General features: G+C 63.5%; 9 protein-coding genes and 1 pseudogene. 6 read left to right on the plus strand and 4 right to left on the minus strand.

What is annotated here, in order from left to right; all coding sequences use genetic code 11:
* Positions 1-78: 78 nt before the first annotated feature.
* Positions 79-2,134, plus strand: a pseudogene (gene ligD / locus ACZ7OU_RS41080) (DNA ligase D).
* Positions 2,135-2,177: 43 nt separating this feature from the next.
* Here ligD and ACZ7OU_RS41085 read toward each other — a convergent pair.
* Positions 2,178-3,311 (minus strand): GNAT family N-acetyltransferase, encoded by a 1,134-nt coding sequence (locus ACZ7OU_RS41085; protein WP_470259443.1) that lies wholly within the window; start codon positions 3,309-3,311, stop codon positions 2,178-2,180.
* A gap of 74 nt (positions 3,312-3,385) precedes the next feature.
* Positions 3,386-3,718, minus strand: a complete 333-nt coding sequence (locus tag ACZ7OU_RS41090) for an ArsR/SmtB family transcription factor (protein ID WP_470259444.1) — start codon at positions 3,716-3,718, stop codon at positions 3,386-3,388.
* Positions 3,719-4,861: 1,143 nt separating this feature from the next.
* On the opposite strand from ACZ7OU_RS41090, the gene ACZ7OU_RS41095 reads away from it, so the two are divergent.
* The 4 genes from ACZ7OU_RS41095 to ACZ7OU_RS41110 all read left to right on the plus strand — a co-directional run bounded on the left by ACZ7OU_RS41095 (position 4,862) and on the right by ACZ7OU_RS41110 (position 8,531).
* Positions 4,862-5,269: a hypothetical protein gene (locus ACZ7OU_RS41095; protein WP_470259445.1), complete on the plus strand. Its 408-nt coding sequence runs from the start codon at positions 4,862-4,864 to the stop codon at positions 5,267-5,269.
* Positions 5,266-6,702, plus strand: coding sequence for a sigma-70 family RNA polymerase sigma factor (locus ACZ7OU_RS41100; protein WP_470259446.1), 1,437 nt, complete (start codon positions 5,266-5,268; stop codon positions 6,700-6,702). Before ACZ7OU_RS41095 ends, ACZ7OU_RS41100 begins: the two co-directional genes overlap by 4 nt.
* Positions 6,703-6,978: 276 nt before the next feature.
* A complete protein-coding gene (locus tag ACZ7OU_RS41105; protein WP_470259447.1) occupies positions 6,979-7,317 on the plus strand; it encodes an AbiTii domain-containing protein in 339 nt (112 codons plus the stop codon).
* 212 nt (positions 7,318-7,529) lie between these two features.
* A complete protein-coding gene (locus ACZ7OU_RS41110) occupies positions 7,530-8,531 on the plus strand; it encodes an IS481 family transposase (RefSeq protein ID WP_470259684.1) in 1,002 nt (333 codons plus the stop codon).
* Here the strand turns inward: ACZ7OU_RS41110 and ACZ7OU_RS41115 are convergent.
* Together ACZ7OU_RS41115 and ACZ7OU_RS41120 are read right to left on the minus strand one after the other, a co-directional pair.
* Positions 8,520-8,699 carry a hypothetical protein gene (locus ACZ7OU_RS41115; RefSeq protein ID WP_470259448.1) on the minus strand — a complete coding sequence of 60 codons (180 nt, stop codon included), beginning with the start codon at positions 8,697-8,699 and terminating at the stop codon, positions 8,520-8,522. The two genes, ACZ7OU_RS41110 and ACZ7OU_RS41115, sit on opposite strands and share 12 nt — an antisense overlap.
* A gap of 301 nt (positions 8,700-9,000) precedes the next feature.
* Positions 9,001-9,918: an S-4TM family putative pore-forming effector gene (locus tag ACZ7OU_RS41120; protein WP_470259449.1), complete on the minus strand. Its 918-nt coding sequence runs from the start codon at positions 9,916-9,918 to the stop codon at positions 9,001-9,003.
* Between the two features lie 323 nt (positions 9,919-10,241).
* On the opposite strand from ACZ7OU_RS41120, the gene ACZ7OU_RS41125 reads away from it, so the two are divergent.
* Complete coding sequence (locus ACZ7OU_RS41125) at positions 10,242-15,464, plus strand: WD40 domain-containing protein (protein WP_470259450.1); 5,223 nt, start codon at positions 10,242-10,244, stop codon at positions 15,462-15,464.
* The last annotated feature ends 1,188 nt before the right edge of the window (positions 15,465-16,652 follow it).

A 16,652-nucleotide genomic window follows, 5' to 3' on the forward strand; every position in this document is an offset into this window, starting at 1 on the left:
AGCGCAGACTCGGCGAAGCTGAGCCAACCGGGTTACCGTCGAAATTCGGTGTTGCACTGCGAGGACGGGAGGCTGGGCATGCCTGCACGCCGCTCGTCCGGCGTCCCGGAGTGGATCGAGCCGATGCTGGCCAAGGCGGACGGCGGTCGGCTGCGGGAGGGCTCGGAGTGGGCGTATGAGTACAAGCTGGACGGCTACCGGGCCTGCATGCAGATCGCCGCCGATGGCACCACCGTGCTCACCAGCCGCAACGGCATCGACTTCACTCACGAGTTCGCAGACCTCGCCGGCGTCCTCACACCCGCTCTCGACGGCCAGCCCGCGGTACTCGACGGCGAGATTGTCGTCTACAACGAAGCCGGGCAGATCGACTTCGGGTTGCTGCAGGAACGTCGCGGCCGCTACCAGACTCACCGCAGCTCCCCTCGCCGTGACGAGCCCTTCGAGGACGCGCCCGTCCGGTTCCTCGCTTTCGACCTGCTCCAGCTCGGGGAGAAGTCGTTGCTGCGGGAGCCGTACGAGGAGCGCCGCGGTCTGCTGGCCGGGTTGGCGATGCCGGATCCGTACCGGATCTCGGTCGTGCGTGGGTTCACCTTCACCGAGCTGTCCGCGGATCGGCGGACACCGAAGGACTTGCTCGATCACGTCGCCGCAACCGGGCACGAGGGCCTGGTGGCCAAGCTGCGCCGCTCCCCCTATGCCCCTGGCAAACGCCCGGACTACTGGTGCAAGCACGCGCTGATCCAGACCACCGAGGTCATCGTCTGCGGCTGGCGCCCGGGCCAGAACCGGCTCAACGGCAGCCTCGGCGGGCTGCTGCTCGGAGGCCACGACCCCGAGACCGGCGAACTGGTCTACATCGGCGACGTCGGCACCGGCTTCACCGAGGCCGACCGCGCTCGCCTACTTACACGGCTCGAAAAGCTGGAACGGCGCAAACACCCCTTCGCAGTGACCCCGCCGCGTGAGGACGTTGCCCGCGCGCACTGGACGGAGCCCGAACTGGTCGGCGAGGTGGTGTTCCGGCAGTTCACCCGCGGCGACGGCAGGCTGCGCCACACCGCCTGGCGCGGCCTGCGCGACGATCGCACGCCCGCTGAGGTTCTCGCTCCCCGCGCCCGCGAGCGGGTCGCCGCCGAAACGGCGCCTGCGCCGAGCAGACAGCCGGCCGCCCGCAAGAAGCCCGCGCTGCCCGCTGACGCCGCGCCGCTCGGACCGAAAGTGACGGTGCAGGCCGGAAACCGTCGGCTAACGCTGTCCAATCTGGACAAGCAGCTCTACCCGGATGGCTTCACCAAAGGCGAGGTCATCAACTACTACTCCCACATCGCTGAGGTGCTCCTGCCGCACCTCGCGGGCCGGCCGGTCACATTCATCCGGTTCCCTGACGGCTTCGGCGGGCAGCAGTTCTTCGAAAAGAACGCGCCCAAGGGCGCGCCGAGCTGGCTGCCCACGGTCCGGCTGCCCAGCACGGGCTCGCGTTCCGGCCGCGGCGAAGGCGAGATCGAGTATGCGCTGCTCGACGAGCTGCCCGCACTGGTGTGGGCCGGCGAACATGGCCGCCCTGGAACTTCACGTCCCGCAGTGGCAGGTCGACGCCGAAGGCCGGCGGCTTCCGCCGGACCGGTTGGTGTTCGACCTGGACCCCGGGCCGGGGACGTCGATCGTGCAGTGCTGCCGCGTCGCCGAACGGCTACGCGACCTCCTGGTCGATGACGGCCTGACACCGTATGCGAAGACGTCGGGCTCGAAGGGGATGCAGCTCTACGCTGCGATCGAGACATCAGATCCTGCCGCGCCCTCGGCGTATGCGAAGAAGCTCGCGCAGCGGCTTGCCCGCGAAACCCCGGACAGGGTGACCGCGGTTATGGCCAAAGCCCAGCGCACCAACCGGGTGTTCATCGACTGGTCCCAGAACAACCCCGCTAAAACCACCGTCGCGCCCTACTCCCTGCGTGGCCGCGACCACCCGACCGTGGCCACCCCGATCACCTGGGAGGAAGTCGAAGCGTGCAGCCACGTGGCCCAATTGACCTTCACCGCCGAGGACGCCGCACTGGTCACCCCGGCGACATGCTGCACGCCAGACGCCGAGACCGGCGCGACGGCCAAGCCGGAGGGCTGCTGCAACTGAAGGCCCGGAGCCGGTGCGCAATCGAGGGGCGCACCGGCTCCGGTCAGGTTCCGACGCGCGGGCTGCGGCGTTCGATCATGACGACGTCTCGCCACACGCCGCGGTGCTGGCCGACGCGTTCGCGAACGCCGATCTCCCGGAACCCGGCCCGGCGGTGCAGTTCCCGGCTCGCGGTGTTCTCAGGGAACACGCCACTCTGGATCGTCCAGATGCCCGCGTTCTCGGTCGAGTCGATCAGCGCGACCAGCAGGGCTCGCCCAACACCACGCCCTTGCGCCGCCGGATCGACGTAGACACTGTGCTCGACAACCCCGGCGTAGACGCACCGCGAAGACACCGGGGTGACCGCGGTCCAGCCGATGACCCGCCCGGCCGGATCGAGCGCGACCAGCCGGTGATCCGGGAGATGGGCGGCGTCCCAGGTCTTCCAGCCGGGCGCGGTGGTCTCGAAGCTCGCATGTCCGGTGTCGAGCCCGGCTTGGTAGATCGCCAGTACCCGATCCGCGTGCTCGGAGGTCATCGCCGCGACCGGGATCGGTTTGGTGGCGCGGATGATCGCGGAATGGAGCTGGTCACCGACCTCGTGGGTCAGCTCGATCTCGACATCGGCGAGGCCGGCGTCGCGCAGCAGCGTCCGGTAGCGCTCGGCGGTGAGCGCGCCGCCGAGGCACTCGACCGCACCGGCCCGCGCCGCGCGTTCGGCATCGGTGAGCGTGTCGTCGGCCAGGATGTCGGTGACGCCGAGGCGGCCACCGGCGCGCAGGACGCGGGCGATGCCGGCGAAAACGGCGGGCTTGTCGGGCGAGAGCGCGATGACGCAGTTGGAGATGACGACGTCGACCGAGGCGTCCGGCAGCGGAATCTGCTCGATCGTGCCCTTGAGGAACTCGGCATTGGTGACGCCCGCCTGCTCGGCGTGCCGGCGGGCGAGGGTGAGCATGTCGTCGGTCATATCCAGGCCGAGGGCCCGTCCGCCCGGTCCGACACGGCGAGCGGAGAGGAGCACGTCCAGCCCGCCGCCGGAGCCGAGATCGAGCACGGTCTCGCCGAGCTTCAGCTCAGCGACAGCGAGCGGGTTGCCGCAGCCGAGGCTCGTGGCGGTTACCTCGACGGAAAGCTCCGCGCCGGCGTAGTGGACGGCACTGAGCCGGTCGGCATCTCGGTCGTCGGCAAGCATTTCGATCCCCTTTCCGGCAAGCGCCTGCCTGGCAGCGGCGGCATAGCGGTCGCGGACGGCGTCGCGGTCGGGTTTCACTGAGCCTCCTGGTCGACGGCCTCGGCGAACGACCGGACACCCCGGCCCATTACGACATCCGCAGCACTCGGGAAGCACGACACGCACTCCTCGTTGACCCGGTAGAGCCGAGCCGTCCCCCGCGGCTCGACCAGCACGAACCCTGTCTCGGCGAGGACCTTCAGGTGCGCGGAGACGGTCGACTGCCCCACGCTGACCCGCTCGACGACCTCTCCCACCGTCATCGGCGTGCCGGTCTCGGCGAGGAGATTGAGGATCTGCACCCGCGTCGGGTCCGCGAGCGTCCGGAACCACTCGGCGTAGGTCTTCGCTACTTCGCGATCGAGCACCTCAACCCCCCTTAATCGTTAATCGACGATATACGATCAAGGTTCAACAAGGAAGTCGGAGCAGCCCAAGGGCAACACTCAAACAGGCGCTATAACCATGAGTAATCAATGATCACAAAGAGCGACAGCTCGCTACGCCGTATGTAGCAACATCACCACGCAAAGTGGCCGTCACTGTGGTGACCGTAATCACATTGACTGAAATTAATAAGACTGCTTGATACTGCTTCCTATTTATGCACAAAGCGCACGGAAGCATCTAGCCTAATTTGCGCAAATGAATAGGCTACCTACAGCCAGTTCATGTCAGCCGACCCGCGCGTAGTCGGCTACCACTTAGAGTGACACGCCTACTGTCACTCTTATGGTTTCCTCAGTCACACAAGGTGACAGTGTCTACTATTTGTCCAGTTAGCGCGAACTTCAGCCCCGAGAACTCGCGCACACCCGCTGACCTGCGAGAACAGACTAATACAGCTGGTGAGTTCAGTGACAACTTCCGGACACCCGCAGCCAAGCGACATCACGGTGGGGCAACTCGCGCACGGCAAGTTGCTCGCGTCGACCACTGCCCGCTACGTTGCCTCCCCAGTACCTGCTGCCTGCAGGTATAGGACAGGCCCGCCATCGGACCTATCACTCGGGCGGAGCGACGATGGCGGGCCTGTCTGACACAACATTCGACGCCCCGAAGATGGAGCGCCCTAATGCGACGCTGATTATGTCGATGTGAAACAGCTAGCCGGTACAAGATCACGCTTGATGTGAGCTTACTCACATCAAGCCGTCAACTCTTGCGTACCCGCCAGTAGTGGCACACCAGTCGTCGCAATGTCGACGATACGCTTCCGGTCGACATGGCCACGTCGGCACCAGGGCGCGACTGTGGCCCACCTCACTAACAGGCCTGTCAAGTAGACACGCCGTGGTCTGCATCTTCCTCATCACTCCTCGTGACGGAGAGTCACTCGCCGTTGCACAACGTTTATGCGCAGCTCCGAGGACGCGCGGTGTGAACTCGGACATGCCAGGCGAGTACCTTCAGGACAGCGCGCGGTACCGGATCTCTGGGCGGAGCGAAGGCGTCACGTGCAGCAACACCACTGACACAACATTCGACGCACCCGAGAGGAATCCTCACCGATGACGCTGCAGAGCACTGCCTTGCCTTCCGGCGGGCAGCCCGAGGGCGACCCGGAACGCCGCGGCCGCCGCGGCGTGCGAGCGCTGATCGCCGGCACCAACGCGACCACAGTCCTGCTCATGGGCATCCTGGTCCTCACGTGGTACGTGCCGGCCCTGCATGAGATGGACAACCTGGATAGCTTCCGGGAACACCTCGCCTGGACCGCGCTCAGCGCCGCATTGCCCGGCTCCATCCGGTTCCTGTGGGCCACCGTCACGCCGTGGCTCAAGGAGTCTTGGCTGAAGACGGTGGCCGCCGCGTACAAGTACGCGCAGACGGCGGCCGAGAAGAAGAACTCCCCCGGCTCGGCGGGCACCAACTCGGACGACGAGGACGACAAGGACGACGCAGGGACCCGGCCGTGAGGCGGGCGGCGTTCGGCGCGGCGCTCCGGGCCCGACGGACCAGCCGCAAGCTCTCCCTGGCCGAGCTCGCCGAGCTGATCGGATACTCGCGCGGGCTCATCAGCAGAGTCGAGACCGGCGCCGTGGCCCCGTCGCCAGGCTTCACCGCGGCGTGCTGCCAGGTGCTCGGCGACGACCTCGACTGGACGGTGTCTGACAGCTCCGGTGTGGCCTCCGCTGAGGCCACACCGGAGCGAGAGGAACCTGTGGAGCCGTTCGAGTCGTTCTACGCGCGCCAGTTCGGGCCATTGAGAAACTTCGTCCGTTCGAACGGTGTCGTCGGCGAGGCTGCGGAGTCGATCGTGCAGGACACGTTGCTGGCGTGCTTCACCCGATGGTCGACGATCACGAGGCCGGACGCGTTCGCGCACGCTGTGGCCCGCAACCAGATCCGCGAGCACTGGCGACGCGAGGAGCGCCGCCGCGCCGAACTCGCGGAGCAGGACATGAGCGAGCTCGCGGCACGGATGACCACGCCGTCCGCGGAGACGATCGCGTTGTCCAACGTGAACTGGCGCACCTACTTCGAGCCGCTGTCGGAGCAGCAGCGGTTCGTGGTGAGAAGCACGGTCGCCGGGATGACCACCGCCGAGATCGCGGAAGAGGCCGCGATGTCGCCGGCTGCGGTGAGCGCGGCGATGAAGCGCGCTCGAACACGACTCCGGCTGGCAGCTGAGCTCGAGTCGGCGAAGACGAAACACGACATCGGCGACCGGCGCGGTGAAGGCCGCACCCTCGACAGCGTGAGCGCCAGGCTGCTGCGCGAGCAGCGGGAAGGAGAGGCGCTGCGGACGCTGCAGCAGGCTGCAGACGCCTACCAGGACGCCAGCATGTCGGTCGACGCCGGGCACGCGCTGGTCAAGATCGGCGTGATGATGCTCGCGAAGGGCCAGGCAACCAAGTCGACCACCGTATTCCGCGCGGCGGTGAACGCATTCAAAAAGGCCCAGGACGGACCGCGGCTTGGGCATGCGCTTATGCACCTGGGCCACGCACACCGTGCGACCAGCCGTCTTTCAGCAGCCGTGCAAGCCTACGAAGCCGCTGCCTCGGCATTCGAAGAAGCCAACGACTGGGTCAACAGCGAGGCAGCTCGAGCGGGTGTCCGCGCAGTGGAGACCCTCCAGTCGCACCGCAGCAAGCCGCGAACCAGGCAGGCGACACCCCCGAGTGATCGGCCGCGCGCCAGGCCGCCTATCACCACCCCTTCACCGCGTGACGAGTGGCTTCTCACGATAGAACAGGCTCGGAACGAGCATGTGTCTGAGTGCACCCACGTCCGGGACTATCTCACCCGTCTCCGTGGCTCACGGCGAGATATCGCCGATGGGGTCAACACCGGCATCCTCGTCTTATGGCACGAGTTCGAACCGCACAGTGAGGCCACCGGATAGTGCCCAGGACGATCACCACGGCGACGGTCATCCGCGCCAGACCCCACGACGGATAGCGGACGAACCGGGGCAGCAGCGCCGCGCTTGCAGCCCACGCCGGTACTGGCCAGCACCTGCCGCTGAGACACCCGCCCTGCCTCATCGGTATCACGGTTGACATCCGTCCACTCCGGGCAAGTCAACCCACATCGCACCGACAGGGCCCGCAACCCGCACACGGCGTGACACGACCTGGGCCTTCAGGAAGTTCGCCGGCCGAGGTGCGACCATTAGCGGATGGCGACCAAACCATCCAAAGGGCTGCTCGCGGCGCTCGAAGCGGGAGTCCATGACGACACGGTCAGCCTGTCCTCGCTGTTGCAGAAGTGCATCCTCCTGGGCAAGCGGTCCGGTTCGGCGGAGCTACGCGATTGGGCAAGCCGCGAACTGAACGGCTACCGCGGACAAGAGCTTCCTGACTACCGGAAGGCTCGCGCGGCAGCTTTCCTGGTGATCACGAATCGCGCGGGCTATAACCCGATAACTCAGCGTCTCCACGATCACAACATCCCGGACTGGCTACCCGAACAGGACTTTGACCTGGAAGAGGTCAGCGACATTCAACAACAGCGTTAACGCGCTCGCCACCAGCAGTAGGCGCCGCGCCGGCCGCAAGACGGCGTCATCGGCCCCAGGGAGAGCCAAATGTCGTGTACCGACGAGCAGCCCTAGCTGTTGCGGGTCATGACGTTGGTGTCGGCTGACAGGGCCTGAGACTGAGGGACGGGTCTTTCGACGGCAGGATGAGAAGTGCGACCCACTCGTCCGCCAAGCAGAAAGACCCGTCCATGCACCACCGTAATGCCCCGCTGTCCGTGGAAGGCCGTCGCCGGCTCGTCGCGCGTTGCCAGACCCGCCCGATCGCCCACGTCGCCGCCGAGATGGGCATCTCACGCCAATGCGCCAGCAAGTGGGTCAACCGCTACCGACGCCACGGCGAGACCGGCTTGCTCGACCACCCCAGCGTCCCGCACCACCAGCCCACCGCCACTCCCGCCGAGGTCGTGGCCCGGATCGAGCAGCTGCGCCGGCAGCGGAAGTACTCCGCCCGCCGCATCGCCACCGAACTGGCCGCCGAAGGCATCACGATCTCCGTCCGCACCGTCAGCCGCCATCTGCTCCACCTCGGCCTGAATCGGCGCCGCTTCATCGACCCCACTGGCGCCACCAACCGGCAACCACGGCCGATCATCGCGCGCTGGCCTGAGCACATGGTCCACCTGGACGTGAAGAAGACCGGCCAGATCCCCGACGAAGGCGGCTGGCGGATCCACGGCAAAGGCAGTACCCAGGACAAACGCGCCCGCCGCGGCAAACGTCGTGGCGAGCGGGCCCGCTACACCTACCTGCACTCCGCCGTCGACGGCTACTCCCGGCTGGCCTACACCGAAGCCCTGCCCGACGAGAAAGCCGCCACCGCGATCGGGTTCGTCCACCGGGCACGGGCGTTCTTCGCAGCCCACGGCATCATCCACATCCACCGCCTGGTCACCGACAACGGTGCCTGCTACCGCGCGAACGACTTCGCCACCGTCCTACGCGGCGCCCGCCACCAGCGGATCACGCCCTACACCCCGCGCCACAACGGCAAAGTCGAACGCTACAACCGGATCCTGGCCGAAGAGTTCCTCTATGCCCACGTCTGGACCAGCGAACAGCACCGCACCGAGGCCCTGGCGGTCTGGAACGTGCATTACAACTATCATCGACCCCACACTGCCGTTGGAGATCAGCCACCAGCATCCCGGCTCGACACCGGCGTCACCAACGTCATGGCCTCATACACCTAGCACCGTCAAGTCGACGGCCGGCGCGACCGGCGGCGCCACGAGCGCCGGCACCTGCAGCTTCCAGGCCAGGCTCAACACGTTGCCGAAACCAAAGAGAAACGTCAGTCCGATGACCAGCCCCATCGTCGCCGTGACGAGCCGGGCAACCACCTGCGAGTCGGCACTCATGACGGGCTCTCGCTGAGCCCCGGAAGCTCGAAACTACCCTCCACCACTAACGTGCCGACGTAAAATCCCTGGTCAGACCCGTTCCCATCCTTTGGTAGTCCTGCCGAGGGCCCCAACCTGCGCCGCACCCGGCCGTCCAAATCGTGCGAGATCACTGGACATCAACGCCCTTGTGGCGACGTCGAGCGATCCGGACAGTCGCGGAAAGTCGCAGCTCACGATGGGCGCGGTCTCGTGCGGATGCTGTGCGTGCCCCCGAACGGGCTGAGCAGAAGCAAGGCTTCAGACAATTGCCTTCAGACTATTGACTCTTTCGGCCGCTTAACGTCGACACCAACTCATCCATCGCCGCCCGAAAGTCAGCACGATCGCTCGAACGGAACCACATAAAGAACCAGTCCGGGATCCGAGGAACGCGTGCCCGGGAAAGAAACAAGATGTCCTGCGAGTGCCGAGCCAAGGCCATGAGCTCCTCGACCTGGGTCGCCAAGCTCGCTTGGCCGGAAACAGCAGCGGATATGCGCGCCCGAGTTAAGGCAAGTACCCGGTCGCGTTCCGCAGCCACGTCTCGCTGCCCCCGAAAGGTATCCAGACCGAGCAAGAACATTCCAAGGGACGGCACGTACCAACGCAACAACAGCTGCGGAACCGTTAGGCTTGCAACGACTCCGATCGCCAGACCCAAGCCGGCCGATACGGAAATTGACGCAAGGATCGTATGCGCGTATCGCCGCCGAACCCGAGACCCCCAGCCCAAATTCTGCTGTTGGCAGGCAAGCACGTCATATGGATGCGGAAGATTTGGAATCTCGTAGTAGTCGCACAGAGTGTCATCGCGAGCGCGACATCGCTTGCTGAACCGGCTGACCTCCTGAGCACTAATCCGCTCCCCCGCAAGCACGGCGTTCCACTCCATGCGAAAGAGACGCACATCAAACATTTCCTGCAGTAGGGCAGCGTGACGCAACTCCTTTTTTGTCCACGAAACCAAACCAGTCGAATAGGCCGTAGCCCACGCCGCACCGATCAGCGCAATCACGTTGGCGCCAGCGGTCGTGAACGAAGCGATCAGGCCGGAGACCGCGATCAGCACGGACAGGATCATGCGGAGGTCTTCAAGCCGTTGAGCACGAGCGTGCGATGCAGACATGGCCCTCAGCAAGGTGAGCATCGGCTCATCGTTCTGATCCTGCAGGATTGACGACCTTTGATCAGACATGTGACGCCTCCGTCAGCCGCGTGGACCTCGACGTCCCACTGTCGTACCGTGGCGGCTCGCATGTCCAGCTCATCCCAGCGCGCCCTGAAAGACTCGGTTAGAATGCTGCGCTGGCCGGGCCGCAGCATGCTCCTGCCCGAGGATGGGATCGGTTGATCATGACACCGCCAAATCGTTCTACGCAGGACCTGGCAGCTTGCTTCGACGAGGCCGTTTGCGCCGCTATCGCCGAATGGGCAGCAGGCACCGCCAGATCACTCCGGCTACCCAGCCGGCGCTGGCAGCGGCGGGGGCACACAGGCTCCGAACTAGTAGCAGTCGTCGTGAGTCGCATCAGAGGATCACAACGACAGGGTGGCAACAAACTAATTGTCAAGGTGTGCCCGGCTGGAGGGTTCGCAGCAGAGGCCAGCCGCCACGAGGAGGCTCGGGCGGCCAACGAGCAATTTGCCGAACAATATTTCGTGCGACAGCATTTCGGCCGCTATCCCGTTGGCGATGGCCGTTTTCTCATGTTCCAGGAGATCGCTGGAAACCTGTCCGAGATCAGGACACTCAGCGAGCTTCCCGACGATCAGCGGCCGGCAGCACTCCGACGCGCCGTACACCTTATACTAACCGAGTGGAACAGAGCATTGCAGGAACCACGCACTACCACCGTGGCGTCATACCTGCAAATGGAGATTAGAAACGCACTCGAGGAGGGCCGTTCCGCTCATCAATGGGTCAACGAGGCCGGCCTAATTGATTCATCAAGCGACTGGATCACCATTGATGAGGATTGCAAATTCGGCCCACTTCCAAATCCAGTTCGCATGACAAATAGCTCCTCCGTTGTCGGCAAAGTTACGATCGACTATATCGTTGGCTACGCGCACGGTGATCTACATTTAGACAACGTGCTGATCCCAGCACCAAAGGGACGACCCGCTAGGCCAGCACAGATGCGATTCATTGACCTCTCGGCGTTCGACGCCGAGGCACCGATTACGCGAGACCCCGTCACACTGATACTTTCGGCCCTTCTCCATGCTATCCCCGGTCTACCCGATGACCAGGCTGAGGCACTACTGTCGTACGTCGTCTCACCTGAAGCGCAGGCCCCACCCCGCGTCTCCCGTGTTCTAGCCGAGATGGTATGGGCGATTTACCAAACCGCAGAGATAGCATCCGGGGCGTGGCACGACGAATGGCGAGCACAGTATCTTTTGTCTCTCCAGGCCCACTCGCTCCTGTACACCTCTTACGACAACGCGCAGACGAGAGGCCGGTGGTGGTACTTCCGCCTGGCGGCGCGGGCTGGCCTGGCGTTCCTGGATGAGCTCGACGACAGACCTGTTCCTGTGGATCCTCGGCGTATCGGGCCGCCGGAAGAACCGACCAAGAGGACCTTAGACGGCAACCATGCGCGAGCTCTCGACAACATCGGCGAGAGACCACTCAGCAACCTTCCACCCCGGCTCCAACCGCTCGTCGATCGGCCGATCCTAACGGAACGAGTGATGGGCCTAATCAGAGACCAGGGAACCCGCGCGACAGAATTCGGGATCTCACTTGAAGGAGCCGGCGGTTTCGGCAAGACCATTCTTGCGCAGGAAATCGGACGCAGCAAGGATGCGCATGCCCTATTCCCGGACGGCGTGCTTTACACAACTGTCGGCGAGCACGTCGATGGTGCCGAACTGGCTGACAAACTCAATGACCTTTCTGAATTCGTATCAGGGACCCGTCCGACCACTTCGGTGCCAGATGTCGCCGGCGATCTGCTCGGAAAGTTGATCCGCGATCGATCGATGTTGTTGATAGTCGACGACGTCTGGACGCGATCGCAGGTGCTGCCGTTCCTTCTGGGAGCGCCGAGATGCGTTCGCCTGGCGACAACTAGGCGCCGAGAAATCATGCCCGAAAAGCTATTATCCATCGACATTGGTCCCATGGATCACACCGAGGCGAATAGGCTCCTCCACGCCGGCATGCTCACCATGCCCGGCCGTCAGCGTGACCGACTGCTGCAGGCTACTGGCGGCTGGCCACTCCTACTGGCTCTGGTGAATCGTGCAATCCGCAGCGGCATCCGGGGAGGTCTGTCTGGCGCAGCCTCAGCCGCGGACGTGGCCCGACGACTGGAGGCCAGTGGACCGACATCGTTGGACTTGCGAGATCCCAATGAGCGCGCGACCGCCGTCAGCGCGACGATGCGCGCGAGCATGAGCCGGCTCGGCGATGACACCAAGGATCGCTACATCGAGCTAGCCATCTTTCCTGAAGACACCGACATTCCCGTTAAGGCCTTGAGCCGCTATTGGCAAGTCACCGATGGCATGAGCACGCTCGATGCCGAACAGCTCTGCAGGAATCTCGAAGAACTCAGTCTTCTGACCCTCCATGGTAAAGGGTCGACAACAAGTGTTCGGTTGCATGACGTTATTCGCGAATATCTACGAAACGAGTGCGGCACTGTTGGCCTGCGCATGCTCAACAATGCGTTCCTCAACGCCATGCGACCAGATAATGGCACCTGGAGGTCAGTGCCGACGGAAGACATCTACCTATGGAAGCACCTGACGTACCACCTAGAGGAATCTCGCCAGCAGAAGCAATTGCAACTGCTACTCTCAGACTTTCCTTACATCGCAACAAAGCTGAGCATTCTCGGACCAGTACCAGTGGAAGCAGACCTCACCCTCGCGTCATCTCCGATAACACAGGAGCTGCTACTGGGCCTACAGCGCTCCGCAAACCTGCTGGCACCCACCACGCCAGACACAGCCGTAGTCGACATCCTGCTTAGCCGACTTAGCAGGTCAACTGTGTCGCCCGAAATGATCAATTCATACCATCAAGCGGCGCCAGGTTGGCGGATGTCGGCTGCACGCGCTCTGCCGGACGCTCCACACCCAGCCGTACACAGACGTCTCCATGGTCACCCTGCGCCAATTGGTCGCTGCGCGATCAGTCCGGACAGTTCAACGTTGTTAACGGCAAGCGATGACGGCACGCTTGGTGTTTGGGAGCACCGGACCGGGCAGCGAATCAGAACACTCCGAGGGCACGACGGCCCCGTACTTGATTGCGTGGTAGGCCCAGACGGCACCTGGGCGGTAAGCGGAAGCGACGATAGCACGGTACGTCTGTGGGATCTGTCGACCGGAGAACCGCTGGCAGTGCTACAAGGACACACTGCTGTGGTACGTCGGTGCGCTGTCGCACCGGATGGCACCTGGCTCGTAAGCGCCAGCGACGACCAGACAGCACGCGTGTGGGACGTATCCGCCGGAACAACGCGGACTACCCTTAAGGGCCACAATGGAACAGTGCGCGGCTGCGCGATAAGCGAGGACGGCCGCTGGGCAGTGACGGCGGGCGGTGACGGGACAATACGCCTCTGGGCTACCGAAACCTGGGCACAAATCCGCGTATTCGAAGGACATACGGGCGCAGTCCGTGGTTGCGCGATCACAGCGGACGGCAAGCTTCTAGCGAGTGCTGGGGGTGACGGGACACTCCGATTATGGGATGTCGAGCGAGGCATCTTGCAGGCTGTACTCGACGGCCACAACGGATCGGTCCGAGCGTGCGCGTTCAGCCTCGATCATGTTTATGTTGCAAGCGGTGGCGGCGACGGGACTGTACGTGTCTGGGAAACAGCGACCGGACGGATGCATACCGTACTGACCGGCCACGACGGCGCAGTTCGGAGTTGCTCCTTCAGCGCAGACGGCGCATGGCTCATAACCGCCAGCGAAGATCACACAGTCATTACCTGGGACGTCAGCCGCGTAGTCGCTCGTCCAACGACAAGCGAACATACGCGTTCGGCGGTACGGGCATGTGCCGCACCTTCAGATGGGGATTGGCTCGTGGCCGGCGGCAACGATCACACGGCACGGATCTGGGAAGTGCCGACCGGGCGACTGCGAGCGATCATGGAAGACCACAGCGGCACCGTGCGGACCTGTGCCGTTAGTCCGAACGCCAGCCTAGTTGCTACTGGCGCCGACGACCGCACAGTGAAGATCTGGGAGGCTGAAACGGGCCACGTCGTTGCCACATTCAGAGGCCACAACTCCGCAGTGCGCGCATGCGCATTCAACCCGGACGGATCATGGTTGGCTTCGGCTACAGCCGACGGGATGGTTCATCTATGGGACATCGCAAGCCGTCGGATACTTCGCCAGTTCGGACGTCCTGGACCAGCAATCTGGGCCTGCGCGGTCTCTCCAGACGGAACCTGGGTGGCGACTGCTGGCGACGACCGCATCGTGCGAATTTGGGACTCAACCACAGGCGCACTGCGGAGCGAACTACACGGACACACGTCCGCGATCTGGGCCTGTCCGATTGCTCCAGACGGCAAGTGGATAGCTACGGTAGGAAATGACCACACCGTACGCGTATGGTCCGATGAGTTCGACGGAAATCACACCGTCCACGATGGCCACACTGCATGGCTCACATCTTGCTGCGTAAGCCCTAACGCACGATGGCTAGCATCCGCGGGCTATGACCGAACGATCAGAGTATGGCCGACTGACCAGACAGATCACAGTCAGGTGTTAACGGGACATAAGTCGATCGTCTGGGCGGTAACAGCCGGTGGTTCCGGCCAGTGGCTAGCGAGCGGCGGCGACGACGAAACCATTCGGATTTGGGATTCGTCGACATGGACGTGCCAAACCGTAATCGATGTCAATCCGACATCACTGCGCTCCTGTGCTTCCACTCCGGACGGCACAAGGATACTGGCTGTTGGTGGTAGCGGGCAAATATGGCGAATTGCTGCCGATACCGGCACGCAAGATATTTCGACGACCAGCCCCATCGGGTACAACTGCTGCACAGTAACGCCAGATGGCCACGTCCTCGTTATAGTTGGCGACGATGGAGTGGTAAGGGCGTGGGACATAGGCACTGGCACCGTCATCGATACGGGCATGGTCCATCCCGGACGCTGCTTGGATTGCGCGGTTGCCCCTGACGGCTCGTGGTTGGCTACTACCGGCGGCGCTGGCACCGCTCACATCTGGGATCTGCGACGCCGCACACTGCTTACGGCATTGGAGGGCCACATGGGCTCGGTGCATGGTTGCGCCGTGAGCCCAGACGGTTCATGGCTGGTGACCGCCAGCGATGACGGCGTGCGCGTGTGGAGTATCCCGAGCGGCCGACAACGATTCCTGCTCCGATCTGCCGGCGCAGCCCTGCGATCCAAATGCTGCGCTGTCGCACCCGACGGTTCGTGGCTTGCTGCGGCTGGCGACGACTCGGCAGTCCGGCTGTGGCGACCGGACGACGGGCGACTTATTGCCACCTTGAATCATTCCGATGGGTCAATTCTATCATGCGCGATCTCGGATGATGCCCGATTACTTGCGACCGTTGCAGATAGCAAAACGATCCGAATCTGGGATTTAGCAAATCCGACCAACTGTGCAGCCATGATGCGGGTAGCCCAACACATTCGACATTGCGAATGGACATCCGGCACTCATCGACTTTGCGTCGTCGGGGACGCCGGCGCCTACCTATTTGATGTGATCAAGTGAGCGCGCTGATACCTGACTTCGATCCACTGTTGATCTTTCACAACGACGTGGCCGGTCGACAAGAGTCGAAGACGTCGCGCAAATTCCAGCTCCTGACGGAGCTCTCTAAAGGTGGCGCTGGTGCGGGTTTCGTGGTCCGGTAACCGGCTGTGGGCGTGTCGGCCGTGCGCCGGTTCTACCGCCAGCACATCATCTGCCCTCCTAGCCCACCGCGCATGTTGGCTATTACGGTTACGTCTTTTAGTCCACACTCCTACGACCTCCGCAGTTGCAGGCTAATCGACACGTCGCGCAGACGGCGGCGAAGCTGAATGTTCGTTAACCGATCCTTGTTTCGCGGTTCGATCCGGCAAATCCGGCGCCGACCGACCATAGTCAAGCGCGGAAATCGGCGCGATTGCCTCAGATAGCGTGGTCCCTACGACGTACCCAAGCGTTCGCATGCAGGCAACAAGAATAGATCGATGCTCGATCGTGAACAAATGGTTAAATGCAGGAGCCTTGTAAGCATCGTCATTCAATAGGGCATCGAAGCAGGCGAGTTCGATTGTCTGCGGGAGCTGCCGTGCGATCGCAGGATTCGCTCGCATCCGCTTCACGAGGTCGAGGTATCGGTCAACCCAGTCAGGCGGCGTCGCGACGATTTGCCGCAGGCTCGGAGGGGGGAGAGTTATCCGGTCTGCCCCCTGATCTATATACGCTCGATGCAGGCCGTCTATTACGCGGCCCATGACCTGGTCTGCCCGACTAAGTACGGACAGCACGTGGTCATCGTTTGGACTACCGACAGTGAGCGCAAGTTCGACGCGCCGCCTCAGCTGCAGCTCAGGAATTGTGTCGAGCAGAGCTGCGTCCTGGAGGGCAGCAACCGCCAGACCCAGTAGGGCATGCCCGGCCAGGACGGACCGCGTAGGTGTCGGAAGTACTCCACCGTCCTCTATTGCCCCGCGGAGCGATACCAATGCAGCGAGGATGCGGTAGCTCGGCGCGAGCAGCGACTGGTGCCGCAAGAAGGCAACCAACTTGGCGGGTATATGGCCGAGGCCGCGCAGTTGCGTATCTGTACGCGCTTCCGCGGCACTGCACGCCGGACCATCGATATGAGCGAAGCGATCAGGCAGCCACGCATGTGCCGTCTCACGTTGTGACAGCGTTGGCGTATCAAGAATCTGCAGTCCCAGTGCAGTC

The sequence above is a fragment of the Amycolatopsis sp. NPDC114505 genome, from assembly GCF_055633615.1.